This is a genomic window from Epilithonimonas pallida (genome assembly GCF_900182975.1).
In the GTDB taxonomy this organism is placed as follows: Bacteria; Bacteroidota; Bacteroidia; order Flavobacteriales; family Weeksellaceae; genus Epilithonimonas; species Epilithonimonas pallida.
Window position 1 is genome coordinate 14,218 of sequence record NZ_FXUO01000005.1, and the last position, 25,864, is coordinate 40,081.

General features: G+C 35.7%; 19 protein-coding genes and 3 tRNA genes. 13 read left to right on the forward strand and 9 right to left on the reverse strand.

The window, feature by feature from the left end; translation table 11 throughout:
- Positions 1–73: 73 nt before the first annotated feature.
- Both QOL71_RS10505 and QOL71_RS10510 read right to left on the reverse strand, forming a co-directional pair.
- Complete coding sequence (locus tag QOL71_RS10505) at positions 74–2,296, reverse strand: glycoside hydrolase family 3 N-terminal domain-containing protein (RefSeq protein WP_283416888.1); 2,223 nt, start codon at positions 2,294–2,296, stop codon at positions 74–76.
- A 133-nt stretch (positions 2,297–2,429) separates the two neighbouring features.
- Entirely contained in the window at positions 2,430–3,404 is a 975-nt protein-coding gene (locus QOL71_RS10510) for a M43 family zinc metalloprotease (protein ID WP_283416889.1), read from the reverse strand.
- A 223-nt stretch (positions 3,405–3,627) separates the two neighbouring features.
- Between QOL71_RS10510 and QOL71_RS10515 the strand changes: the two genes are divergently transcribed.
- Together QOL71_RS10515 and QOL71_RS10520 are read left to right on the forward strand one after the other, a co-directional pair.
- The gene (locus QOL71_RS10515) at positions 3,628–5,484 is read left to right on the forward strand and encodes a M1 family metallopeptidase (protein WP_283416890.1); all 1,857 of its coding nucleotides are present in this window, start codon (positions 3,628–3,630) and stop codon (positions 5,482–5,484) included.
- A 26-nt stretch (positions 5,485–5,510) separates the two neighbouring features.
- Complete coding sequence (locus tag QOL71_RS10520; RefSeq protein WP_283416891.1) at positions 5,511–6,464, forward strand: hypothetical protein; 954 nt, start codon at positions 5,511–5,513, stop codon at positions 6,462–6,464.
- Positions 6,465–6,538: 74 nt separating this feature from the next.
- Here the strand turns inward: QOL71_RS10520 and clpB are convergent, their stop codons facing one another.
- Positions 6,539–9,130: an ATP-dependent chaperone ClpB gene (gene clpB / locus QOL71_RS10525; RefSeq protein WP_283416892.1), complete on the reverse strand. Its 2,592-nt coding sequence runs from the start codon at positions 9,128–9,130 to the stop codon at positions 6,539–6,541.
- Between the two features lie 377 nt (positions 9,131–9,507).
- Between clpB and QOL71_RS10530 the strand changes: the two genes are divergently transcribed.
- The 10 genes from QOL71_RS10530 to QOL71_RS10575 all read left to right on the forward strand — a co-directional run bounded on the left by QOL71_RS10530 (position 9,508) and on the right by QOL71_RS10575 (position 20,489).
- Positions 9,508–11,079 carry a helix-turn-helix domain-containing protein gene (locus QOL71_RS10530; RefSeq protein WP_283416893.1) on the forward strand — a complete coding sequence of 524 codons (1,572 nt, stop codon included), beginning with the start codon at positions 9,508–9,510 and terminating at the stop codon, positions 11,077–11,079.
- 178 nt (positions 11,080–11,257) lie between these two features.
- The gene (locus QOL71_RS10535; RefSeq protein ID WP_283416894.1) at positions 11,258–12,205 is read left to right on the forward strand and encodes a T9SS type A sorting domain-containing protein; all 948 of its coding nucleotides are present in this window, start codon (positions 11,258–11,260) and stop codon (positions 12,203–12,205) included.
- A 139-nt stretch (positions 12,206–12,344) separates the two neighbouring features.
- Positions 12,345–15,023: a reprolysin-like metallopeptidase gene (locus QOL71_RS10540; protein ID WP_283416895.1), complete on the forward strand. Its 2,679-nt coding sequence runs from the start codon at positions 12,345–12,347 to the stop codon at positions 15,021–15,023.
- A 124-nt stretch (positions 15,024–15,147) separates the two neighbouring features.
- A complete protein-coding gene (locus QOL71_RS10545; protein WP_283416896.1) occupies positions 15,148–15,939 on the forward strand; it encodes an enoyl-CoA hydratase/isomerase family protein in 792 nt (263 codons plus the stop codon).
- A gap of 75 nt (positions 15,940–16,014) precedes the next feature.
- Positions 16,015–16,437: a hydroxyphenylacetyl-CoA thioesterase PaaI gene (gene paaI, locus QOL71_RS10550; RefSeq protein WP_283416897.1), complete on the forward strand. Its 423-nt coding sequence runs from the start codon at positions 16,015–16,017 to the stop codon at positions 16,435–16,437.
- A 79-nt stretch (positions 16,438–16,516) separates the two neighbouring features.
- The gene (locus tag QOL71_RS10555) at positions 16,517–17,134 is read left to right on the forward strand and encodes a hypothetical protein (protein WP_283416898.1); all 618 of its coding nucleotides are present in this window, start codon (positions 16,517–16,519) and stop codon (positions 17,132–17,134) included.
- Between the two features lie 52 nt (positions 17,135–17,186).
- Positions 17,187–17,477, forward strand: a complete 291-nt coding sequence (locus tag QOL71_RS10560) for a winged helix-turn-helix domain-containing protein (protein ID WP_248874359.1) — start codon at positions 17,187–17,189, stop codon at positions 17,475–17,477.
- Positions 17,478–17,810: 333 nt separating this feature from the next.
- Positions 17,811–18,494 carry a metallophosphoesterase gene (locus tag QOL71_RS10565; protein ID WP_346772095.1) on the forward strand — a complete coding sequence of 228 codons (684 nt, stop codon included), beginning with the start codon at positions 17,811–17,813 and terminating at the stop codon, positions 18,492–18,494.
- 143 nt (positions 18,495–18,637) lie between these two features.
- Positions 18,638–20,029: a DUF4153 domain-containing protein gene (locus QOL71_RS10570; RefSeq protein ID WP_283416899.1), complete on the forward strand. Its 1,392-nt coding sequence runs from the start codon at positions 18,638–18,640 to the stop codon at positions 20,027–20,029.
- Positions 19,992–20,489, forward strand: a complete 498-nt coding sequence (locus QOL71_RS10575; RefSeq protein WP_283416900.1) for a hypothetical protein — start codon at positions 19,992–19,994, stop codon at positions 20,487–20,489. The genes QOL71_RS10570 and QOL71_RS10575 overlap by 38 nt, the downstream gene beginning before the upstream one ends.
- 30 nt (positions 20,490–20,519) lie before the next feature.
- Here the strand turns inward: QOL71_RS10575 and aroQ are convergent, their stop codons facing one another.
- The 6 genes from aroQ to QOL71_RS10605 all read right to left on the reverse strand — a co-directional run bounded on the left by aroQ (position 20,520) and on the right by QOL71_RS10605 (position 23,196).
- Positions 20,520–20,927: a type II 3-dehydroquinate dehydratase gene (gene aroQ / locus QOL71_RS10580; protein WP_283416901.1), complete on the reverse strand. Its 408-nt coding sequence runs from the start codon at positions 20,925–20,927 to the stop codon at positions 20,520–20,522.
- 66 nt (positions 20,928–20,993) lie between these two features.
- A tRNA-Glu gene (locus tag QOL71_RS10585) sits at positions 20,994–21,065 on the reverse strand.
- A 104-nt stretch (positions 21,066–21,169) separates the two neighbouring features.
- Positions 21,170–21,241, reverse strand: a tRNA-Glu gene (locus QOL71_RS10590).
- Positions 21,242–21,252: 11 nt separating this feature from the next.
- Positions 21,253–21,507, reverse strand: a complete 255-nt coding sequence (gene rpsT, locus QOL71_RS10595; RefSeq protein WP_120212569.1) for a 30S ribosomal protein S20 — start codon at positions 21,505–21,507, stop codon at positions 21,253–21,255.
- Between the two features lie 276 nt (positions 21,508–21,783).
- Positions 21,784–21,855: transfer RNA gene (locus tag QOL71_RS10600), tRNA-Glu, on the reverse strand.
- Between the two features lie 57 nt (positions 21,856–21,912).
- Entirely contained in the window at positions 21,913–23,196 is a 1,284-nt protein-coding gene (locus QOL71_RS10605; RefSeq protein ID WP_283416902.1) for an N-acetylmuramoyl-L-alanine amidase family protein, read from the reverse strand.
- Positions 23,197–23,238: 42 nt separating this feature from the next.
- On the opposite strand from QOL71_RS10605, the gene QOL71_RS10610 reads away from it, so the two are divergent.
- Positions 23,239–25,860: a putative LPS assembly protein LptD gene (locus QOL71_RS10610; RefSeq protein ID WP_283416903.1), complete on the forward strand. Its 2,622-nt coding sequence runs from the start codon at positions 23,239–23,241 to the stop codon at positions 25,858–25,860.
- Positions 25,861–25,864: the final 4 nt, after the last annotated feature.

The window sequence follows — 25,864 nt, forward strand, 5'->3', positions numbered from 1 at the left end:
AGCTTGTCATTCCGTAGGAATCTAAACATACTGTTATCAATTCTAATACAGATTCCTTTGGAATGACAAAATATTATTTCTCCCAAACAATTTTCTTCGTTATCACATCGCTGGAATTAGTCCCGACCATTATTTCAAATTCACCGGCTTCCCAATCGTAATTCAGTTCGTCATCGTAGAATTTCAAATCTTCCGGCGTCAATTTGAAAGTAACGGTTTTATTTTCACCTTTCTTCAGGAATATTTTTTGGAAACCTTTCAGTTCTTTGATTGGACGAACTACTTTTCCAAATAGGTCACGAATGTAAAGCTGAACGACTTCTTCACCATCAAAATTGCCTGTGTTGGCAACATTAACATTGATGGTTAAAGTTTGACTGCCTTTAAGATTATCAGAACTTAGATTAAAGTTTGAATATTTGAAATCCGTATAACTCAATCCAAAACCAAAAGGGAATTTCGGGTCGTTGTCCAAATCGATATAAGCCGAGACATAATTTCTTTCAGTGGATTTTTCGGCTGGTCTTCCAGTGTTGTAATGGTTATAATAAATTGGGATTTGTCCTTCTGTTCTTGGGAAAGTCATTGGAAGTTTTCCACCAGGATTTACATTTCCGAATAGGATGTCGGCGATAGAATTTCCGGCTTCTGTTCCTAACCACCAACTGTAAACGATCGTCGAAATATTATCCGTCGCCCAGTCAAAAACCAAAGGTCTTCCGGCATTAATCAAAAGAACGATTGGTTTTCCTGTTTTAGCAATTTCTTTTAGTAATTCTTCCTGAACACCAGAAAAATGGATGTTACTTCGGCTTTTCGCTTCACCACTCATTGCATGTCCTTCTCCAAGAGTCATTATCACAACATCGGCTTTTTTAGCTGTTTCGATGGCTTCTGCAAACATAGATTTGTCTTCGTCATTTTCATTGCAACCTTTGGCATAAAGTAAAGTTGAATTTTTGTCTAATTGATTTTTGATACCGTCAAATTGAGTCACGATTCTTTGTGCATCATCTTTGAAAGGAACTGACCAGAATCCGTGCATCGCAACCGCTTCTTTTCCGAAAGGACCAATCAATGCAACCGTTTTTGTAGATTTTGAAAGCGGAAGGATTTTCTTCTCGTTCTTTAATAGAACCACACTTTTTGCTCCAAACTCTCTCCCGAATTTTCTGTTCTCAAGATTGTTGGTTTGTTGTTTTTGCCTGTCGTTATTTGAAAATCTGTAAGGATCATCAAACAATCCTAATTCAAATTTTTTAATCAAAATTCTTCTTACGGCATCATCCACGAACTTGATGTCCACTTTTCCTTCTTTTACGAGTTTTGGAAGTTGTTCCATATAGATTCGGCTTTCCATATCCATATCACTTCCTGCAAGAATGGCTTTTTCTCCGGCTTCAGCATTGTCTTTGGCATAGCCGTGCTTTATCATTTCGCCGATACTTCCCCAATCGGAAACCACAAAACCTTTGAAGTTCCATTTCCCTTTTAATAAATCTCGTAAAATATATTTGTTAGCCGTTGCAGGAATACCATTAATGTCATTAAATGAATTCATAAAGGTTGCAACGCCAGCCTCAGCAGCTGCTTTGAAAGGCGGCAAATAAGTTTCGTTGAGTTGTCTCAAACTCATATCCACAGAATTGTAATCTCTTCCGCCAACAGCAGCACCATAAGCCGCAAAATGTTTTGCACAAGCCATTATCGCATCAATATTTCCTAAACCTTTACCTTGGAAACCTTTAATTCTTGCCAATCCGATTTTTGTTCCGAGGTAAGTATCTTCACCGGAGCCTTCCATTACACGTCCCCATCTTGGGTCTCTTGCAATATCCACCATTGGTGCAAATGTCCATTGGATGCCATAAGCAGATGCTTCTATTGCTGCGATCCTTTCAGATTTTTCTATCATTTCCAAATCCCAGCTTGCTGCCTGGCCAAGATTGATAGGAAAAGTTGTTCTGAATCCATGAATCACATCTTGTCCGAAAATCAACGGAATTTTCAGTCTTGATTCTAATGCTAATTTTTGAAAAGCTCTTGTTTCTTCTGCTCCGGTCACATTCAGCATAGAGCCGACTTTTCCTTGCTTTATTTCTTCTAAAACTTTTTTGGAATTAGAGTTCTGTGGTCCGGTTGCATATTCGAAACCGCTATATTGAACCAATTGACCTGCTTTTTCTTCCAGAGTCATTTTGGAAATCAGTTCATTGACTTTTTGCTCTATGCTTTTTTGTGCAGGAATGCTAATCGCGAAGATCAGAAACAGGAAGGAAAGGAAATGTTTTTTCATTAGAAAGCTTTTTGTCTCTTTTTGAGAAATTAATATCGTAAAAATAATATTTAATTTCAATATTAATAATATTTAAAACAAAAAAGCCGTTTTCGCAATCTGCAAAAACAGCTGTAAATAATTAAATAGTTAGTTAATAAACTCTTAGACCAGATCTTGCGCCTGTGGAAGTAAGAACAGATTGAGTTCTGGCTTTTTGCCCTGCAGAGAACATAAACATTGCAGCGTCATCCACATAATCCATATAGTTCATAAACATAACAGATCTGGAAGTTCCGCTACAAGTATTGTATAAAGGGTAAGTAGGTTTTCCGTAATTAGCTCCTGTTTGAGTTGGTGTATCTGCTACCAGATCATTTCCACAAGATGCATCTCCCCATATATGTCTCAGGTTAAGATAATGTCCGACTTCGTGAGTGGCTGTCCTTCCTAAGTTATAAGGTGCAGTTGCCCCTGTTTTACCAAAATAAGGAGCCGCAATTACTACACCATCATTCCAAAGTCCTGCAGATTCCGGAAAAGTAGCATAACCAAGAATTCCTCCCATATTCCCAACAACCCAAAGATTGAAGTAGCTGCCTGGGCTTGTTGCATCAATTCCGCCTGTAGAAGATTTTTTCATGGCGTCATTGGTTCCCCATTTTGTTTTAGTTGTAGCTTTTCTTACGGTTTTAATTAGGTGAAATCTTACCTGCGTATCACCGGCTTTAACACCGGAAAATTCAGTTGGGATTTTAGAGGCATCTGTGTTGGTTCCGCTAAAATCAGCATTAAGAATAGCAATTTGTTCTGCAATTCTGGCATCAGAAATATTTTCAGCAGAAGTTTTATACAGTACATTGACTACAACGGGAATATCAACAGTTCCGTCCGATAACACTTTTCCGCTGGTGATGAAGTCATTGATTCCTGCTTCGATGTTATTATAACGCTGTCTGGCAGCAGCATCGTTTTTTAATAACTCTGCTCTGATTTCTTCGGAAGGACAAGCACGTCTGGCGGAAACATTTGTGGTAGAGTTTTCGCCAACCAGGGTTTCTGTTTCTGAACTTTGATTACAAGCAGTAAGAGTTAATGCAGCAGTGATGTAAAAAAAAGTTTTCTTCATAAGATTATATTTTTAAAATTTTTATCAAATGTATATATTTTTTTCATTCAAATGTATTTTAATTTATAAAATATTTAACAATTATTAGTATGTGTTGAATATTATTTAATTAATCGTTTGTTTAAATTGATTTTATCCCAGAAATAAGAATTATATCGCTTATTGATTGGTGAAAATTCTTTCTGGTATAAAAGTTTTATTTTTGGTATTTAAAATTTGAAGGATGAATAAACTATTATTATTGTTGCTGATTGGAACAACGGCTACAGCTCAGGAATTGTATATGCCGAGAAATATCAAAAAAGCTTATGCTGACGGAACACGTGATATGTCTGGAAAACCAGGGAAAAACTACTGGCAAAACAAAGGAGTTTATAATGTGAACGTAAAAGTGGATGCCAAAACAAAGATTGTTTCCGGTTCCGAAACGATTCAGTATTCTAATAATAGTCCGGATGAGCTAAAGGTTTTAGCGATTCGTTTTGTGAATAATGTCAATAAACCACAATCGGGGAGAGCTGGATATACTCCAAAAGATGCTTTAACGGATGGGCTTAAAATCAAATCCTTCTTTATCAACAATGAAAAATACAACATTAATAGTGATGACTGGTCAACAGTGGAGGCTGTGAAACTGACCAAACCATTGGCTTCAAAATCTCAAACCGAAATCAAAATCGAATGGGAATATCCGTTGGCGAAAGAAAGTGGAAGAGAGGGACAAATTGATCCCGAAACTTTTTATGTCGCCTATTCTTTCCCGAGAGTTTCGGTTTATGATGATTACAACGGTTGGGATATGTTGCAGCATAACGGCAGACAGGAGTTTTATAATGATTTTAATGATTATTCTTTTTCGATTTCTGCACCGAAGAATTTTGTGGTTTGGTCAACGGGAGATTTTCTGAATCCTGATGAGGTACTACAGCCGGAATATCTTAAACGTTTCAAAGAATCATTAAAATCGGATAAAATCATTCATATTGCGAATGCCGAAGAAATGAAATCAGGGAAAGTGACGAAACAGAATGATTGGAATATCTGGAAATTCAGAGCTGATCATATTGTTGATTTTTGTTTTGCGCTAAGCAATCATTATGTTTGGGATGCATCAAGCGTCCAGTTAAAAACCAAAAGGGCTAGTGTGCAGTCTGCTTACAATGCCGGTGCTAAAGATTTTGAACAATATACGGAATGGATGCGTTACAACCTGAAATGGTTTACAGACAATTGGCCAGGTGTTGAATATCCGTTTCCAGTGATGACTGCTATCCAGGGTTACGCTGATATGGAATATCCGATGATGATAAACGATACGAGTATTCCTGATGATCTGCGGGATGCGAGACTGACTGCTGACCATGAGATTGCGCACACTTACTTTCCTTTCTATATGGGCATCAATGAAACACGATATGCTTATATGGACGAGGGATGGGCAACTATGCTGGAATATCTGATTGGCATAGATGAAAACGGAAAAGAAGCTGCAGATCAATTTATGAAAAACTTCCGAGTGAAGCGTTGGATTAATGATGCTTCTACGGAACAAGATCAACCGATTATTATGCTAAGTTCTCAACTTTCTGGTGCAGGTTATGGGAATAATGCGTATGTGAAACCGGCGTTGAGTTATTTGGCTCTGAAGGATTATTTGGGTGATGAATTGTTCAAAAAAGCACTTCATCATTATATGGACAACTGGCACGGGAAGCATCCGATTCCATGGGATTATTTTAATTCTATGAATACTGGTTCCGGAAAGAATCTGAATTGGTTTTTCAACAATTGGTTTTACACGAATAATTATATTGATTTGAAAATCAGTTTCTTTTCTCAGAAAGAGAATCAGACGATTTTAACCGTGGATAATGTTGGTGGCTTTGCGATTCCGTTTGATGTAGTTTTGAATTATGAAGATAATTCTCTGGAGAAAGTTCATTTTACACCAGCAGCTTGGGAGAAAAATCAAAAGTCGGTAAATCTGACGATCCCAACGAAAAGGAAAATTAAATCCATTAGCCTGGATGGAGGTATTTTTATGGATTATACACCGGATGATAATTTGAAAATGCTTTAATTTTAGTTTAAGTGAATTGATTTCGAATGAAAAAAATTGGTCTTTTATTGATTTTGCTTTTCTTTTCGTCTTGTGTTTCGCAGAAGAATAAAACTATTCAGCAGAATATTCTGACACTGAAAGATAGTTATTGTAAAGCGCCTTTGCAGTACAATTATTCCCAGAAAGTTCCTTCCTATAATTCTGACTCTATTATTAATGCCAATCAGAAACTCAAGCAATATTTTTCTGACCAAAGCATTTTGATCTTGAATGCTCTGGAAAGTATTGATGAAGCAGAGAAAATTATTGAATTGAAAAAAGATTCGACTCTAAAATCTCAATTAAGAGTGGTTCAGCTGAAAACAAAAATCAATAGTAAAATCAGTATTGCACTGACTGAGTTGGATGCTGTTGCTGCAGAATTTGACTGCGAAGGTGAAAGGGTTGCACAAATGGCCAATTATGTAGACAATATTAACAGCAACCGAAATAATAGATTGATTCTTTTCTCAATTATTACCGGCGCAGTAACCTCTGTTGCAGGCGGTGTTATCAAAGACAATGGTGTGGAAAATGCTGTGAATATCGGTGGTGGTTTGTTGGGAGCTGGGCTGGGTTTGGCAACTTTTAATCCGAAGGGTAAAAAAGTGGAATTCATTCATGAGCGAAATCTTCTGCGTGACATTTGGGAACAAAAATTACAGTCTAAAAATTTTCCGCCGTTTATCTGGTATATGTACACCGAGAAAAAATTTACAGGAAACCGCCAACATTCTATCATAGAGAATATGAAGCAAAGATGGATTCAGTACCAGTTTGACAGCGATGAAAATGCGGCGAATCGATCGGTGAATTTCGGAAACGGCGGACTTTACCGTTCGTCAGATTTGCACAATCGCGCATCGATGCTGAATCAGATGCAGTCTGCAACGAGAACCATTAATCAGAATATTAATTATCTTTTACTGGATTTGGATAAGGTGATTTCTTTGGAATAATCAAAAACCTCAGCCAAAGTAGCTGAGGTTTTCTTGTTTAAAATAGTATTTAATATGAAGAAAAAATTTAACTCTTATTCCACCGGTCTGAAAACCAAACCTGTTTCCTCGAAATAATCCAAAGTAATTCTGTCACCGTCATTCACAGTTCCTGCAAGGATTTCTCTGGATAATTTATTCAGAACTTCCTGTTGGATCACTCTTTTCAACGGTCTGGCTCCGAAAACAGGATCATACCCTTTATTCATCAGATAATCTACGGCGTCCTGAGTTGCAGTCATAATGATATTACGTTTTGCCAACATATCATTGAATCCTCTCAACTGATAAGTTACAATTTTTCCGATTTCTTTTTTTCTTAAAGGCTGGAACAATACCACCTCGTCAATTCTGTTCAGGAATTCCGGACGCAACGTTTGTTTCAATAAATCAAAGACCTGATCTTTTGTTTTGTCAACAATTTCATCCTGATTCTCATCAGTAATATTTTCAAAATTCTCCTGAATCAGGTGCGAACCTAAATTCGAAGTCATAATGATAATCGAGTTTTTGAAATTTACCACTCTACCTTTGTTATCCGTCAAACGGCCATCATCTAAAACCTGTAACAACGTGTTGAAAACATCAGGATGCGCTTTTTCAATTTCATCCAAAAGCACCACAGAATAAGGTCTTCTTCTTACTGCTTCGGTCAACTGACCGCCTTCATCATAACCGACATATCCGGGAGGCGCACCAACCAACCTCGAAACGGAATGACGTTCCTGATATTCACTCATATCGATTCTCGTCATATTGTTCTCATCATCGAATAAAAACTCTGCTAAGGCTTTTGCCAGCTCGGTCTTTCCGACTCCGGTTGTTCCTAAGAATAAGAACGAACCGATTGGTTTTTTATCGTCACTTAATCCTGCTCTGTTTCTTCTAATGGCATCTGCAACAGCTGTAATTGCTTCATCCTGTCCTACAACTCTGTGATGAAGTTCAGTTTCAAGATTTAATAATTTTTCTCTTTCAGATTGAAGGAGTTTGGTTACAGGAATTCCTGTCCATTTTGCAATCACTTCAGAGATGTTTTCAGAAGTTACTTCTTCTTTAATCAGTTCATTCTGATGATTTTGCATTTCAAGTTCAAGTTTTCCAAGCTCTTCTTCTTTTTCACGAAGCTTTCCATATTGAATTTCCGCTACTTTTGCATAATCTCCTGCTCTTGAAGCTCTTTCTGCTTCTAATTTTAAAGATTCTATATCTTTTTTGATCTGAGTTAAGTCTTCAGATTTTTGTTTTTCTTTCAGCCATTTTGCATTGATTTCATTTCTCTGTTCAGAAATTTTCGAAATATCTTCTTTCAAATGATCGATTTTCGTCTGATTTCCCTCTCTTGAAATCGCAGCCAATTCAATCTCCATCTGCATCAGTTTTCTGTCTAAAACATCCAGCTCTTCAGGTTTTGAATTGATTTCCATTCTTAATTTCGCAGAAGCTTCATCAATCAAATCGATCGCTTTATCCGGTAAAAATCTGTCTGAAATATATCTTTGAGACATCTCAACTGCAGCAATAATAGCTTCATCTTTGATTCTTACTTTGTGGTGCGCTTCATATTTATCTTTAATTCCACGAAGGATGGAAATTGCTGATTCCGTATCTGGTTCTTCCACCATTACTTTCTGGAAACGTCTTTCCAACGCTTTATCTTTTTCAAAATATTTTTGATATTCATTTAAAGTCGTTGCACCGATAGCTCTTAATTCACCTCTTGCCAAGGCAGGTTTCAAGATGTTTGCTGCATCCATCGCTCCTTCACCGCCTCCGGCTCCCACCAAAGTGTGGATCTCGTCGATGAAAAGAATAATCTGTCCATCTGATTTGATCACTTCATTTACTACGGATTTCAAACGCTCTTCAAACTCACCTTTGTATTTGGCACCGGCGATCAAAGCTCCCATATCCAATGAATATAAAGTCTTATCTATTAGGTTTTCAGGAACGTCTCCGCTGATAATTCTGTGGGCAATTCCTTCAGCGATAGCAGTTTTACCAACACCGGGTTCACCAATCAGAATCGGATTGTTCTTTGTTCTTCTGGAAAGGATCTGCAAAACTCTCCTGATTTCTTCATCACGACCAATTACGGGATCTAATTTTCCTTCTGCTGCTAATTCGTTGAAGTTTTTTGCATATTTATTTAAGGACTGATAAGTTTCTTCCGAACTTGCAGAAGTTGCTTTTGAGCCTTTTCTTAATTCTTTAATTCCGCCTTCCAAAAGGTTTTTCGTAACGCCCATATCTTTCAGCATTTTCGAAACTTCTGAATTGGTTTCCAAAAGAGAAAGCCATAAATGTTCGATCGTTACATATTCATCGCCCATTTTTTTAGCGATGTTGGGTGCATCAAGTAACACTTTGTTTGCCGATTGTGAAAGATAAATGTTTCCTCCCTGTACTTTCGGAAGCTTTTCTAAACTTTCCCGGTTGCGCTCTCTTACTAAAGTAGCATCTGCTTCAGATTTTTTCAGTAAGAAAGGTGATATATTTTCATCTACCTGAAAAATTCCTTCAAGTATATGTTGAGGTTCAATCTGCTGATTGCCAAATTCCATCGCCACTTGTTGTGCAGCCTGGATGGCTTCTTGTGATTTTACAGTATATTGGTTTAAGTTCATAATATTTTAGTTGATTGTTGTTGGTTTATAGTTGATTGATTAATACAAAATTTATACAATTATCAATTTGAAAACAATGATTTTTGTTTTGTCAAAAAACATTAAGATCAAAGTTGCTAATTCTAATCTTAATGCTTCATCAATCATTTAATTCTGAAACCTTAATCACAAAAAGTGTTCTATTGATGAATTTTTAAAAATTAAGGACAAAATTTCCGAATTGTTTAATTTTGTATTGATTTAAAGAGACAAAATTTCCGAAAGTTTAGAATTTAGATTAAAAATAATTGTCAATTTGTAACAGGTTTTTGAAAACATTCATCATTATTTTAATTCGGGATTTTTATTTTATAAATTTGAGTGAATAAAATCTGGACTTGAATCGTCTTATCTTAATTTTCTTTTTAGTTTTTACGACTCCATTTTGTTTTGGCCAAAAGCAAAATCAGGAAGACCTGTCTGGTGCTGAGACTTTGGATAAAAGTAAAATTTCGTCTGAGCAAATCATTAGACAAAGTCTTAAAAAATTGGAACAACCGATTTCTGACGAAGAGAAATATGAAGTTCGGATGAAAATGGCAGATGGTTATCTGAAAATCGGAAAACCTGATTTTGCAAAGTCAACTGAAATGCTTTTCAAAGCCAAAGAAATTGCTGAGAAATTAGACAATCCAAAACTTAAAGCAAAAATCTACGGGTCAATTGCTAATCAATATTCGTTTCTCAATTTTCCTGAAAAAATAAAACCTTATCTCGATTTGTCGAAGCACGAACTGGATCATTTTCCAAATGGTTATGAAAAGAATTTTCTCACAGCGCGTTTGTTTATTGAATATGGCAATTTAAAAGCAGATCAAGAAAATTTTACAGAAGCGAAGAAAGATTATCAGCAAGCTCTTAAATTTTTGCAGATGAATGGAACTTTCAACAAAAAGGATATTTTCCAGTATCGCAGAGCATTTTATAATATCGGTGTTTCTTATGCTTATCTGAAGCAAAATGATTCCGCTGAGTATTTTCTGAATAAAGCTTTGGCAATTCGTGATAATGAAAATAAAGAACTTAAATATTTTATTTATAACAATTTAGCTAAAGTTTATGCTGCTAAAAATGAGCATCAAAGAGCAATAGATTCTTTGGAAACAGTTCTGAAAGAAGATGCTTTTAAAGATAACCGGTTAAAAGCTGATATGTACAAAAAACTGATTGCTTCTTACAAAGCCTTGAATAGTCACGATAAATATATTGAGTATTCTGAGAAACTTTTGGACCTGGAGCCGGATGTTAAAAAGAATAATCTTAATGCTATTAATACAGCCGTTTCAGAAGAACAAAAAAATCTGCTGGAGAAAATTTCTGATAAAGAAGGCTATAATCAACTTCTGATTTTTGGTTGTGGTTTATTGGTTTTGATTGGAGGAATGAGTGTTTTTTATATCAATCAGAAAAGAAGGAAAGAAAAAATTCTTTATCAAAACTTCATCACCAATCTTGAGAAACAAGAAGTAAAAGAAACTCCAGAATCAAAAGAAATTATTCAACCGGAAATTGAGCAAAAAGAAAAACCATCTTTCTCGATTCCAAGTTCTGCTGAGTCCAATATTTTAGAAAAATTAGATAAGTTTGAAGAGTCGGCGAAATTTACCAATTCAAAACTGACGGTTGCAAGTCTGGCGGTGATGTTCAAAACCAATCCGACCTATCTCTCGGAAACGATTAAAAAACATAAAGGGAAAAACTTCAATCAATATCTCAACGAGCTTCGGATAAACTATATCTGTAAGCAAATCAACGAGCGTCCGGAATTTCTCAAATATAAAATTAGTTATTTGGGGGAACAAGCCGGGTTTTCTTCCCATAGTTCTTTTACAACGGTTTTTAAAAATGTCACAGGGATTTCTCCATCCGCTTTTTTGAGAGAAGCGGAAAAGAAACATAGGAATATTTAATCTTTTATTTATCAGTGATTTAAGATCTGTTTTTATTTTTCGAAATATCATATTTCGAAAATGTTTTACTATTTTTTAATTCTTAAAGTATATACATTTACTTCACCAATGAGATAAAATATTGTTATGGTTGATGAGATTATCTCATTGTATTTTATTAAATCTTAAAAAATTAATTATGAAGAAAATTGTATTTTTTGTGTCGGCATTAGGCTCGATATTTACCTTTTCACAGAATTTAGGTTACGGAAATTCTGTTTCCCAATCATTATCCGGAGAAGTTAAAACTCAAACCAAATCAGCGGCAAAAGCAGAAAGTTGTAATGCCATTGTTATCAATGATACAGATGAAGAGAATGGTGTTTTCATCATCGGAAATGGTGGGCAAAAGGCGGCTGTTGATATTCCGATCGAAGCTAATCAAACGATTAAAATCAATAGTATCGTTGTAACGCTCTCCAGTAAATTTCCACCAACATTTGTCAATTTTGTTTTTTATAATAATATTCTTTCCACTCCGGAAGATCCGGAAGACCCGAGAAGAAATATTCCGAACCAACAGATTCTGCAGATTACTGACAGCACTATCGAGTCTTATGAAGAAGTTGGCTATGAACCGTTGCATGAATTTGTTGTAAGAAAAATAAAAGTGAAGCTAGCAAATCCGATTCTTTTGAATGGGACAATGTCTGACGGAAGAATTTGGTTCGGAGTAAAGTCTGATGCCAATGCCTGGTCCACAACAGGTCATTTTGATACCGGCGAAGGAGTAATTGGAGAAAGCGTAGCAATGGGAGGTAATAATTTCGACTGGTTTCAGCTGGTGAATATGGAAGGTTTATATGAGCTTCAGGCGGAGTGTGATATTTTGAATGTTTCCGATACTGATTTCAATTCTAAAATTGGAATCTATCCGAATCCGGCTCAGGATTATTTCGAATTCAAGGGCTTAAGTGGAACTAAGATTGTTTCAACAAATATCTACTCAACTAATGGAAGTCTTATTAAATCAATTAGTTCCAATGATACTAAAATTAATATCAGTCATCTAAAAAATGGAGTTTATATTGTCCAGACTAAAACCGAAAACGGAAATACTTTTACCAATAAGCTGATAAAAAAGTAACTCATATTTTAAATTATTATAGAAGTCAGGGGTTTTCTTCTGACTTTTTTGCAATTAATATTACATTATATCTATTTTTTGTGTAACAGAATTATTTAATTCGTTTAAAAATTCATAATTTGCAGAAAAATAATGTTATATGAAAAAATATCTATTATTCTCTGTATTTGCTTTGCCGTTTTTGGGATTCAGTCAATGGTCAAAGGTCAGTAATTTTACAGGCAAACAAGTAAAAGAAGAGTTTGCAAATCTTCAGGAAAAACAGCTTTTTTCACTAAATAAAGATGCTTTGATTTCCAAATTGCAAAATGCGCCTCAAAAATTTTCAGGACAAAAAGGTATTGAAATTCTGATGCCTGATGAAAAAGGACAACTGCAAAAGTTCCAAGTATGGGAATATTCTAACTTCTCACCAGAGTTACAGGCTCAGTTCCCAAATATCAGATCGTACATGGGAATTGGGATTACAGATCCTACTGCATATTTAAGATTCAGTATTTCTGATCTTGGAGTATCCTCAACAATGCTGAAAAGTGGCGGATCAAGTTTTATTGAACCCTATGCACAAGGTAGTAATGTATATGCCGCTTATGAGTCTACGTCCAGACTATTAGATGAAAAAGAGGCTTTTGTATGCAGTACTATGAATGAGATGGCTGACGAGGCAGATGTACATACTACCGGAAAATCTAATAATCAGGTGTATAAAACTTTCAGACTGGCAATGTCTGCTCAGGCAGAATATTCTCAATATCACATTACAAGAGCTAATGCAGGATCAGCAACAGATGCAGAAAAGAAAGCTGTAGTGCTTGCGGCAATCAATAATACTGTGAATCGTGTCAACTCTCTCTATGAAAAAGATCTTGCCGTTCACTTTAATTTGATTCCTAATAATTTGGATATCATTTATCTGGATGCAACAACAGATCCTTATACTACATCCGGATCATATAATTCACAGGTTCAATCTGCAATAACATCTGCAATAGGGGCTGCCAATTATGATATAGGACACCTTTTAGCCTATGACAGTCCAAATGGTAATGCAGGCTGTATTGGTTGTATCTGTACCAACAGCAGTAAGGGATCTGCTTTTACGTCACATTATATTCCAGTAAGCGATATTTTTGATATTGATTATGTTGCTCACGAAATGGGTCATCAGGTTGGAGCCAACCATACACATACCTACAGTGGTTCAGAAGGATCCGGAGTGCAAGTGGAGGTAGGAAGTGGAAACACAATTATGGCTTATACCGGTATCACGGGCCAATATGATACTCAGTTCAATTCTAATGATTTTTTCACTTATAGAAATATTCAGCAAATTCAAAATAATCTTGCGAATAAAGCATGTGCGGTTAATACACCCATAGTTAATACACCTCCTGTTGTAGATGCAGGTCCGGATGTAACTATTCCTATCAGTACGCCTTTTGTATTGAAAGGTACAGTTACTGATGCAGAAAATGACCCTATGACTTATGTTTGGGAGCAAAATAATTCTGCTTCAGGAACTGCTCAGTTTACGACAGGCTCTTATGCTTCACCTACGAAAGCGGGAGGACCTAATTTCAAAATGTTTCCACCAAAATCAACAACTGTAAGATACTTTCCAGAATATGGGAAAGTTCTGGCTGGTGTTAATGCTACAAGATGGGAAGCTCTTTCCAGTGTGGCAAGAACACTTGATTTTACATTAACGGCAAGAGATAACTCTCCGAATGGTCAGCAAACACAGACTGATGCTATGAAAATTACTGTTAGTGCTGCAGCTGGACCATTTGTAGTAACAGCACCAGTATTTGGAGATGCGCTTACATCTGGTAATACTTATAACGTTAAGTGGAATGTTGCCAATACCAATGTTGCTCCGATAAATACTACAACAGTTAATATTAAATTATCAACAGACGGAGGTAAAACTTGGAGCACTATTGCTGCAAATACTGCAAATGATGGTGATGAGACGGTTACAATTCCTGCAGGATCTACAACAGCGAATGCTTATATAATGATTGAAGCTGTAAACAACATTTATTTTGCAATGAGTTCCAGTTTTGTTATCGATTACAGCGTGAACGGAGAAGTTTGTAATACTTACAGTTATACAGGTCCGGCTGTTGATATCAATGATGGGACGGGAACTACAAGCGGTCCAATTTCTTCACCACAAGTATTAGTTCCCATCAATGTTACGGATAGCGGTGTTATTACAAAAATAAGAGTTAAACCAATTATTGAACATCCAAGAACGAGCCAGATTGTAGTTGGAATAGAAGGTCCGTTGGGACAGACGGCTTGGCTATGGAATAGAAAATGTACAAGTTCCGGAATTAACGCTACTTTTAGCGATGAAGGTTCAGCTTATGTCTGCGCTTCTCCAATTTCTGGAACAGTAAAACCAGACGAAGCTCTTAATATTTTTAAAGGAAACGGTACTAAAGGTACTTGGAACCTATTTGCATCTGATAATGTAAGAAATCTTGTTGGTAAAATTACTAGCTGGTCTTTAGAGCTTTGTACAAGAGATTCTCAAGCATTGGCGGTAAACGAAAGTGCTTTCAATTCTAACAATATCAAAGTTTATCCTAATCCTTCAAATGGAAACTTCTTTATCAAATCCAAAGATCTTGGCGGAAATGCCAATGTGACTATCTATGATATGAATGGTAGAGTAGTTCACAACTCAGGTTTCAATGTAATAACTGGCGAGTCAACAAATGAATTCAATGTTAATTTGACGAAAGGTGTTTACTTATTGAAAGTAACTTCTCCAAAAGCTAATTATACTCAAAAATTAATCATCAAATAGTCTTGATTAATTATAATTTTTAAAGCCGATCATCACTGATCGGCTTTTGTTATTTTGAGAATAGAATTTTATTTAATCCTTTCAATAAAATATATTAAATTGCTAATATTTAAAAAGTAAAACTATGTACTCACAAATAGAGATAGATGCTCAGTTCGATGGAAAACTGCAACTGATTTACCTGAACCAGCCCGAAAGTTATAACAGTCTTACCCAAGTGATGCTTGGAGAATTGCGGAATGCAGTTCACAAATTCAGCAATGACGGTAATGTGAGATGTATTGCAATTGCTGGGAAAGGAAAAGCTTTTTGCGCCGGTCAGAACCTGAAGGAAGCTTTGGGTTTCGATGAGGATGATAGAACAATCCAGAGATTTGTGATCGAATATTATAATCCTTTGGTTCTTGAAATTGTTAAGTGTAAAAAACCGGTAATAGCTTTGGTCAACGGACCTGCAGTTGGAGCAGGTGCAATGCTGGCTTCGATATGTGATTTTACTTTGGCGACAGAAAGCTCTTATTTCTCTTTTGCTTTTGCCAATATCGGTTTGATTCCTGATACTGCCGGGACATATTATCTACCCAAATTAGTAGGAAGGCAATTAGCAAGTTATTTGTCTTTCACGGGTAAAAAGGTTCCTGCAACAGAAGCTAAAAAAATTGGTCTGGTTGCTGATGTCTTTGCAGATTCGGAATTTGTGGAGAAATCTATGGAAGTTTTGACTCGGCTTTCCCATGCTGCAACAACAGCTCTTTATTTGACCAAAAAAGCTTTTAATAAATCTTACAACTTTACATTGAACGAACAACTGGACTATGAATCCATTATCCAGCAAGATGCAGCAGAAACCGAAGATTTCAAGGAAGGTGTTGCCGCTTTCATCGAGAAACGTTTGCCAAATTACAAAGGGAAATAAGTTTGAATGTTTGAGAATCGGAGAACTTTAGAGATTAAAGAAATTTAATCATTTATCAATCATCAAGTATAATTTATGAATGCTCGCGAAACGGCGGAATATATGTTTGAGAAAGATTTGTTTTCTCAATGGCTCGGAATTGAACTGACCGAAATCAAAGATAATTACTGTCTTATAAAAATGCCAGTCAAATCGGAGATGATTAATGGACTTGGAACTGTTCACGGTGGTGTTACATTTGCTTTTGCAGATTCGGCGTTGGCGTTTTCTTCCAACAATAGTGGTGAAGCTGCGGTGGCGCTCAATTGTTATATCAATTTCACAAAAGCTGCAAAAAATGGCGATGTTCTAACTGCTGAAAGTATCCTTTTGAACGATACTAGGAAAACGGCTATTTATGATATTACAATTAAAAACCAGAATGATGAGGTCGTAGCAGGTTTCCGTGGTACGGTTTATAAAATTGGTAAGAAAGTTACGGAACTTAAAGTTTTATAAGAAAATAAAATGTAAAAACTTCAAATTTTATTTTGGAGTTTTAAAATAAATTATAACTTTGTAATTCAAAGTTCTTTTTATGGAATCGAAAAATTACCAAGATGAATTAGCACATATCCGTCAAATGATGGAGCGCAGTTCGAGATTTATTTCATTGAGTGGCTTGTCCGGTGTTGTTGCAGGTATTGTTGCGCTTCTGGGTTCCATTTATGTTTACTTCATTTTCCAGAGAGAAGGTGTTGATTATTTTGATGGAGAAAGAAACATTTATACGCCAGCTTTAGCTCAGGAACTGTTCTTTGTTGCTTTGGTAATTTTGGTCTTGGCAATTTCCAGCGGTTATATTTTCACAGCAAGAAAGGGTAAAAAGAAAAACCTGAAAGTTTGGGATTCTATTACCAAAAGACTCTTAGCCAACTTTGCAATTCCATTAGTTACAGGCGGATTTTTTTGCATTGCGCTTTGGTATCATCATTATTTTCCTTTAATTGCGCCGTCAATGCTCATTTTTTATGGATTAGGTTTGATTAATGCTGAAAGATATACCTTAAGTGATGTTAAATATCTTGGAATCTGCGAAGTCATTCTTGGGATTGTTGCTTTGTTTTGGTTGGGTTGGGGACTGATTTTTTGGGCGGTAGGTTTTGGATTTTTGCATATTTTTTATGGGATTTTGATGTATAGAAAGTATGATTAACTTTTTTAATGTCATCGATTATCACTCATCAATTATCATTTATTTTTAAGTAATGTTAAACATCAATCAACTCAACAAAGAATTCGAAAGCCGTGTAAGATTGGGCATTATGTCCGTTCTGATGGTCAACGACTGGGTTGATTTTACCGAAATGAAAAACCTGCTGAATGCCACTGATGGAAATCTGGCAAGCCACAGTTCCGCTCTCGAAAAAGCTGAATATATAGAAATCAAAAAAGAATTCGTAGGCAAAAAGCCAAAAACATCTTACCGTGTCACACAAAAAGGACGAGATGCTTTCAAAGAACATATCAATAACTTAGAGAAATTGTTGGGAAGATAACTCCCGATTTTTTTTGAAAATTAACTTTGTAATTCAAAGAACTTTATTATCAATAACGACAAAGAATACAAATATTTTCACAATGGACACAAATGTTTTATTCGAAAAAATCTAAAACTATAAAATTAAAATTAGTGCTCTTTGTGCAAAAACCTTATGAACCTTGTATTTAAAATAAAAACCTATGACCAGAAAATCATTCATCAAAAAATCATTACTCGCAACAGCAGGATTATCGTTATTCTACAGTTGGCAAATTGAACCGTTTTGGAGTTTGTCAAACAAGATTTACCAATCAAAAATCTACCTTCAAGTCTACATAACAAAGTCCTGATGCAGATTTCAGACTTGCACGTTGGTAACAGATTCGATTATAATTATTTGATCGATTCTTTCGGAAAAGCTAAAACTTACAAACCTGATTTTGTGGTTTACACCGGCGATTTTGTCTGTTGGGAAGATAATGCTGAACAATTTGAACAATTGAAAACTGTAATGAAAGAAGCAATTCTTGGAACTCTCGGAACTGTAGCAATTCTTGGCAATCACGATTACGGCGCAGAATGGAGAGAAGAATATGTTGCGGATGAGGTTTCAAAAATATTGACAAATTCTAAGATCCAAGTTCTTCGGGATGAAAAAGTGAATTATTCTGGACTTAATATCTATGGTTTTGAAGAATTGTGGGGCAACAATTTTCATCCTGAAAATTTAACAAAAACTATTAATCAGGACGAAGCTAATCTCATTCTTTGCCATAATCCCGATGTTTGCGATTTGGATGTCTGGAATAATTATAAAGGCTGGATTTTATCCGGACATACACACGGTGGACAGTGTAAGCCGCCTTTTCTTCCGCCATTGATTTTGCCTGTAAAAAATAGAAAATACACTTCCGGAATCATCGATTTGGAAGATGGACGAATGCTTTATATCAATCGCGCCCTCGGACATTCTTATCAGGTCCGGTTCAATTGCAGACCGGAGATTACATTGTTCACACTTAAATCGATATAAATTTAACCACAAAGAACACAAATGTCTTCACAATGTGCACGATTGAAAGCTTTCAATTTTATAAATACGAAAAAAAAATAGTGCTCTTTGTGCAAAAACCTTGTGCTCCTTGTGTTAAAAAACAATTAAAAACATCTATCATTATGAAAAAACATCATTTAATCTTCATCACAGTTTTGGCAGTTATCATTCTCTTTTACAAAGAATACATTGCGCTCAATCTGGGAATCTTCGGGATTTTCCTGAGCATTCTGACTTACATTCAAACTAAAACAGAATTCAAGAACCGAACATTTCTTACACTTTTTGTAACCTCTATTTTCTCATCATTAGCTTTTGCCTGGTTTGGTGATGCTATATCGTTTGTTGCTGTTTTCATCTCACTTTTTTTATTGAGATTCAGAGGAACTTATCCGAAACTAAAACCATTTCTATATATTGAAGTTCTATTGTTGAATCTCTTCACATTCTTGGGAAGAGTTTTCAACATAGAGCAATGGTACGAGAAATCCAGAGAGAGAAGTTTTGCAAAAAAACTCATCGCCATTGTTCTCATCCCTGCGTTTTTTATCACAATTTTCTTTTTCATTTACGCTTTTGGGAGTGACCATTTTGCTAATATATTTAAAGATTCTGAGCTTGAGTTTCAGCCTTTAACTTTTATTGTTTTGGCAATTGCCGGATTTTATATCGGTTTTATTTTCTGGAATTTCGGAGTGGAAAGATTTATTTTCAAACAAAACAGATATTTGAATGATGATTTTTCTGGCTTAGTCAAAATTCAAAAACCAACATTTTCTTTCCTGGATATCGATTCCGAAAGGACCAGCGGATTTATTTCTCTTTCTGCGCTTAATATTTTGCTGTTGATTTTCATTGTCACTTACAATTACGAACAGTTTTTCGAAATCACAAAATCGGCCGATAGCTTGAGTGCTGAAACGCACGAACGTGTCAACGCTGTGATAATGTCCATCGTGATGGCGATTCTCGTCATACTATTTTATTTCAAAAAAGGATTTAATTTTGATGAAAAAGCAAAATCACTTAAGATTTCAGCTAAAATCTGGATTGTTCTGAATGCTGTTTTGGTCATCTCAGCTTCCCTTAAAAATTCAGAATACATCATCAATTATGGTTTGACTTACAAACGTCTCGGTGTTTATGCTTTCCTGGCAATGGCTTTGATCGGATTGATTTTTACTTTCATTAAGATCCAAAAAAGGAAGACCAATGCGTTTCTTTTCAACAAAATGTTTTGGGCGTGTTATGGCTTGATTTTGGTTTGCAGTTACGTCAATTGGGGTGGAATTATCACTGTAAACAATATCAAAAGAAAGGATTTTGCCGACAATTACCACCTCGTTTCCATCAATTACAATGAGAAAACTTTGCTGGACTATGCTGAGAAAACCGGAAATCTCGAAATGAAAAATAAACTCCAGGAAAGAATTATGTCTTATCAAAAAGAAACTTTTCTTTCAAAAATTTTATATTATGAAACAATTAATATCGAAAAACCAAAAAGTAAATAGTTTAAAATATTTGGCATTAATTCCACTGTTTTTGGTCGCCTGTAAAAAAGAACCGGAAATCAAAGAACAGAAAGTAGATACTATCACCACAATTGAAAAACCGGTGGATTCATTATCAACCATTTTGAAGACCGAAAAAGAATCGAATCAAAATATCGTAACCGTCGACGCATCAAAAATGCCAATTCGTCTCAATCTCCAAATCAAAAATCCGGATGACCAACTGATTTTAAAATTAGAAAATCTCAACCAAGCCAAAATCAATGGTTACATCAAAACAGAAAAGCTAATGAATTTGAGATTCAATCAAATCCGAATGCCGGACAATACCTTCGACGGACCATTTGGACAAACTATAGAATATGAAACCAAACAAAAAGGCGAGTACTGGCTGATATTGGCCAAAAGCAATATGGCAGAAGGCACGCCGGTCGGTAAGTTTTTTGTCAAAATAGAATAAACAAAAAAGAATCTCACGTGAGATTCTTTTTTATTTTAAACTTTGGATTGCTAATTTATAGCCTTTCATCCCAAATCCGGAAATCACAGCATCGCAACTTTCCGCGGTTACAGATTTTTTTCGGAATTCTTCACGTTTGTAGATATTGCTGATGTGAACTTCAACTTTAGGTTTGCCAATATTCTTAAGGCAATCTGAAATCGCATAAGAATAATGGGTAAAAGCACCTGGATTAATAACTACAGCTTCGAAATCATCTTCCTGCAATCGATTGATTAATTCTCCCTCAATATTGGATTGGTAATACAAAATTTCGTCAGTGTTAAATTCTGTTCTTAGTTCGTTCAGATAATCTTCCATAGAAACAGAGCCGTAGATTTCTGGTTCACGTGTTCCAAGTAAGTTAAGATTGGGTCCGTTGATGATGAGGATTGTCATAGTTTCAAATAATGATCAAATATAATAAAAATAAAAAACCTTCAGAATGACTGAAGGTTTTTTAAGTAGCCCGTAGGGGAATCGAACCCCTCTTACCAGAATGAAAATCTGAGGTCCTAACCGATAGACGAACGGGCCATGTTAATTTTCTATGTTTGCTTCAGATCTATTATTCCAATGAAAAACAGATTCTAAATGTTTTAAAAAAAATACCTCCAGAAAATTAATGAAGGTATTTTAAGTAGCCCGTAGGGGAATCGAACCCCTCTTACCAGAATGAAAATCTGAGGTCCTAACCGATAGACGAACGGGCCAGACTCTTATCTTAAGCTAAGCTGTTAACGTGCTTAGTTAATTTACTTTTTAAGTTAGCCGCTTTGTTTTTGTGGATAATATTTTTCTTAGCTAATTTATCCAACAAAGAGATTACTTTTGGAAGTTGCTCAGCAGCAACAGTTTTATCCGCTTCATTTCTTAATACTTTCAAAGCTGTTCTAGCAGTTTTGTGGTAGTATCTGTTACGAAGTCTTCTTACCTCGTTTTGTCTGATTCTCTTAAGTGCTGATTTATGATTTGCCATATCGTTCAAATGTGGGTGCAAAGATAAAAACTATTTTTTAATTTGCAAACTTTTTAAAAAAAAATTAAAATTTATTTTGCCTTGATCGAGCTGATTTATGATTTTAGAATCATTTTTTGATTATGAAGATTTAGTGCTCTTCATTCCTCTTTTAAGGCGTTGCAAAAGTATAGATATTTTTTAAAATTCAAAATGTTTTTTTGATATTTTTTAGACTTTGATTCGGATAAAAAAATGAAAGCTATCATCGATAACTTTCATTTTGTTTTTCAATTGTAGCCTATAGGGGAATCGAACCGCTGTTGCAAGAAAGAAAATCTTGAGTCCTAACCACTAGACGAATAGGCCATTATATTTCAGTCTGCAAAAGTATGGACTTTATATTTTTTCTGCAACAGTTTTTATCTATTTCAGCTTTTTCTCAATAACCGTATTGGTGATTCCTTTCCCTTCAAGCTCCTTTTGGGCTTTGACGGCGTCTTCCAAAGTTTTGTATTTGCCATTTGTATAGTAGAACATTCCGTTTTCTTTTGTTCTAACAATATCCGGAAGTGATTTCAAAATGACAGATTTTGAATCCAGTTTGTCTTTTCCGGTGTAAACTTCAATTGTATAATAGCCTATTCCAAGTGCCTGATTCGGAACAAAGCTGATTGATATAGCATTACGGAATCCCGCATCTTTTGCTGTTTTTAGATTTGTATCTCTTACTGATGCATAGTTGGTTGTTCCGTAATAGTATTTATAAGCTCCGTTTTCCTTGATTGGTAAAATGTATTTGAGTCCTTTAAGAGCAGGGTCATCATCATTATATTTGGTAGGTGTGCTCATTAATAGAATCCTGAAATCATTTTTTAATGGTTGCTCAACAGGTTTTTCAGGCTCTGGTTCCTTCACATTTCTGTCAATCATTTTCTTATAACTTGTAATAGCGTTGAAGATGCTTTCCGCAATGGCTTGCTGGCCTTCTTCTGTGGAAATATAATGAGCGTCATCATAGTTATTGACAAAACCCGTTTCTATAAGAATAGATGGCATTGCATTCATTCTCAGGACGTGTAGATTCTCTTGTTTTACACCTCTGGACAATCTTTTATCTTTTTTTACAAAATTTTCTTCTACCAGTCCGCCAATAATAAGGCTGGCTTCCAGATATTTGCTTTGTTGGATTTTAAGTGCAATCAGAGATTCCGGAGAGTTTGGATTGTATGATGCAAAGTTTTCTTTATCTTTTTCGTCTAAAAAGATTACGTCATTTTCCGCTTTTGCAACATCCAGATTAGCTTTGTTTTGATTAGGGCCTTGCACAAATGTTTCTGTTCCTTGCGCAGTTGCACTTTTACTCGGAGAAGAATTAACATGGACAGAAATGAACAGATCCGCCTTGCTTCTATTCGCAAGATCTGTCCTGTAAGTTAAGGAAGGATATTCATCAATCTTTCTGGTGTAGATGACTTTATAATCCTTGTTCTTTTCCAGCATTCTTCCAAGTTTCAAAACAACGCCCAGCGTCACATTTTTCTCCTGGACGGCTCCGATGTCGCTATAATATCTGTTAGCTCCAATGTCACTCCCACCATGACCGGCATCTAAAACTATAGTGAATTTTTTCTGTGAAAAGAGATTACTACACGTAATAAAAAGTGTTAATAGAAAAAAAAATTTTTTATAAAATATCGGGGTAGTCATTTTAATCTTTAAAATTTAATTAATTTTGAACCCAATTTCAGAATGACTGCATTGGCTCGAAGTATTTTCAAAAATATATTACTAATTTTAAATATCCTAATTTTTAACAATATTTTATCACAAACCGTGCCTCAAAATATTGATAAAAAAGCTGGTGTTCAGGATACTTTAAAAGTATCCAGAGATTCCGTATCTGTAAAAAAAGATACAATCTTACCAAAAGAGCAACTGGATGATGTCGTCAAGACAAAAGCCGAATATAAAAGTAGCTCATCCATATCTAACAAACAAACATTTCTTAATAAAAAGGCTCAGATCATTTATCAGGATATGCAGATAGATGCAGATTACATCAGGATAGATTGGGATACCGGCAAGATCTATGCAAGAGGTGAACAGGATGAGAAAGGGAGGATTACTGTTCCCGCAGTAGCAACACAAGGAGGCAAAAAATACGAGTACAACGAAGTCATCTATAATTATAAGACCAAACAGGCCATTGCTTTCAATGCGAGAACTGAAGAAAGCGAAGGTGTGATCGTTGCGGAGAAAACTAAAAAATATAATGACTCGGTTTTCTTTATGAGAAAGGCGATTTATACGACAGATGAATATTTTCTGAAGAAAAAAGATTCGCTTCCGGATTATCATATGTCTGCACCGAATATCAAATTAATCAAAGGTAAAAACAGCTCACAGCTTGTGACCGGGCCGATCCAGATGTATATAGAACAGGTGCCGACACCTCTGATTATGCCTTTCGCCATTCTTCCTTTTTCAGATAAAAGATCTGCCGGGATTTTGATTCCGAGTTTTGGTGAGCGTCAGGATGTCGGATTCTTTTTGAATGGATTGGGTTATTATCAGCCGATTGGAGATCATTTCGATTTGAAAATTTTGTCTGATATCTATACAAAAGGCAGCTGGAACCTAAAACCGGAACTTAACTATCTTAAAAAATATAGATATTCCGGGAACTTTGCCGCGGATTATGGTTATACAGTTCGGGGCATAAAAGGTCTTGATAACTACTCCAAAACAAAAACATTCCGGATTGCCTGGCGACATTCTCAGGATTCTAAGGCTAATCCGTATTTTACCTTCAATGCGAGTGTGGATATTGTCAGCAGTAAGTTCTATAATAATACGGTTAATAACAACTATATTTTTAATCAGAATGTGCTTAACACGACTCAAACGTCAAGAGTTAACGTTACCAAAAGATTTCTGAATCTCCCTGTGACGATAAGTGCCAGTGCAGCTTATAATCAGAATTTTGCAACAGGGCTTACAGACTTGCGACTGCCGGATATGACAGTGGCGATTAATCAATTCTATCTATTCAAACCAAAAACGGGTGTCAGAACAGGATTATTGGAAAATATCAATGTGAATACGGGACTGGCACTAAGTAATTATGTGACAACAACAGAAGATAAGCTTTTCAAAAAGGAGATGTGGGATGAGTTGAAAACTGGAGCGAAAAACAATATTTCGATCTCGACGAATACAACGTTAGCCAAGTTTTTTACATTCTCGCTGAGTGCCAATGCAGATAACGTTTTGACAACCAAAACGCTCGAGAAGAGCTATAATCCTGTTACCAATGTTGTGGAAGATAAATATAACAAAGGGATTGCCGGCTATTCAACATTTTCAACCAGTGCAAGTCTGCAGACAATCTTGTATGGTCAGAAGAATTTTGCTAAAAACTCTCCTATTGTTGCCATCCGTCATATGGTAACCCCGAGTTTCAGTTTTACTTATTCCCCTGATTTTGGTGACAGGAGTTGGGGCTATTTCAAAAATTATTCTAATGCGAGAGGTGAGATGACACCTTATTCTATTTTTGATAACGGAATTTACGGAGCGCCATCTTCGGGCCTTACACAAAGTATTGGATTCAACATTGCGAATAATCTTGAAATGAAGGTAAAGTCCAAAACCGACTCTACCGGCGTTAAAAAGGTCAAGATCTTTGAAAATCTTAATATCTCCGGAGGCTATAATTTTGCTGCAGAAAAATATAAGTGGTCAGTTTTCAGCGTTAATGCACAATCATCTTTCTTTAATAATAAACTGAATGTTAATTCCAGCCTGACGATCGAACCTTATGAAATTGTTTTTACCGATGGTAGTGATGTTGGTGTGAGAACAGAGAATTTCGGACACTTTAGCTTACAGGGATTCAATGTTCAGTTATCTTATCCTATGAGTGAGGCTATTTTTGGCAAGAAAGAAGAATTATCCAAGATATATAAAAAGAAAGGAGAGATAAGGAATGAAAATTATTATTTCGATGATGATAATTATTCCCATTACCAGCCAACCTGGACTCTGAACGTGAATGCCAACTATGCCTATACAAGAGGTCTTACAAGAACAGCTAACAAGGTTGCTACTGTTGGTCTGGACGGAAGTATAAAGCTGACGCCGTATTGGAACATCAACGGAAGCACCAATTATGATATTGAGAAAAAAGTTTTAGGCTACACAAGATTAGGATTTTCCAGAGATCAGCGTAGTTTTACCATTACCTTCAACTGGGTTCCGTTTGGACAATATAAAGTTTACGATTTTTTCATCGGTATCAAAGCCAATATCCTGAAAGATGCGGTGAAATACAAAGAGAGAAGTTTTACCCAGCCGAACAGTACTTTTTAGGATT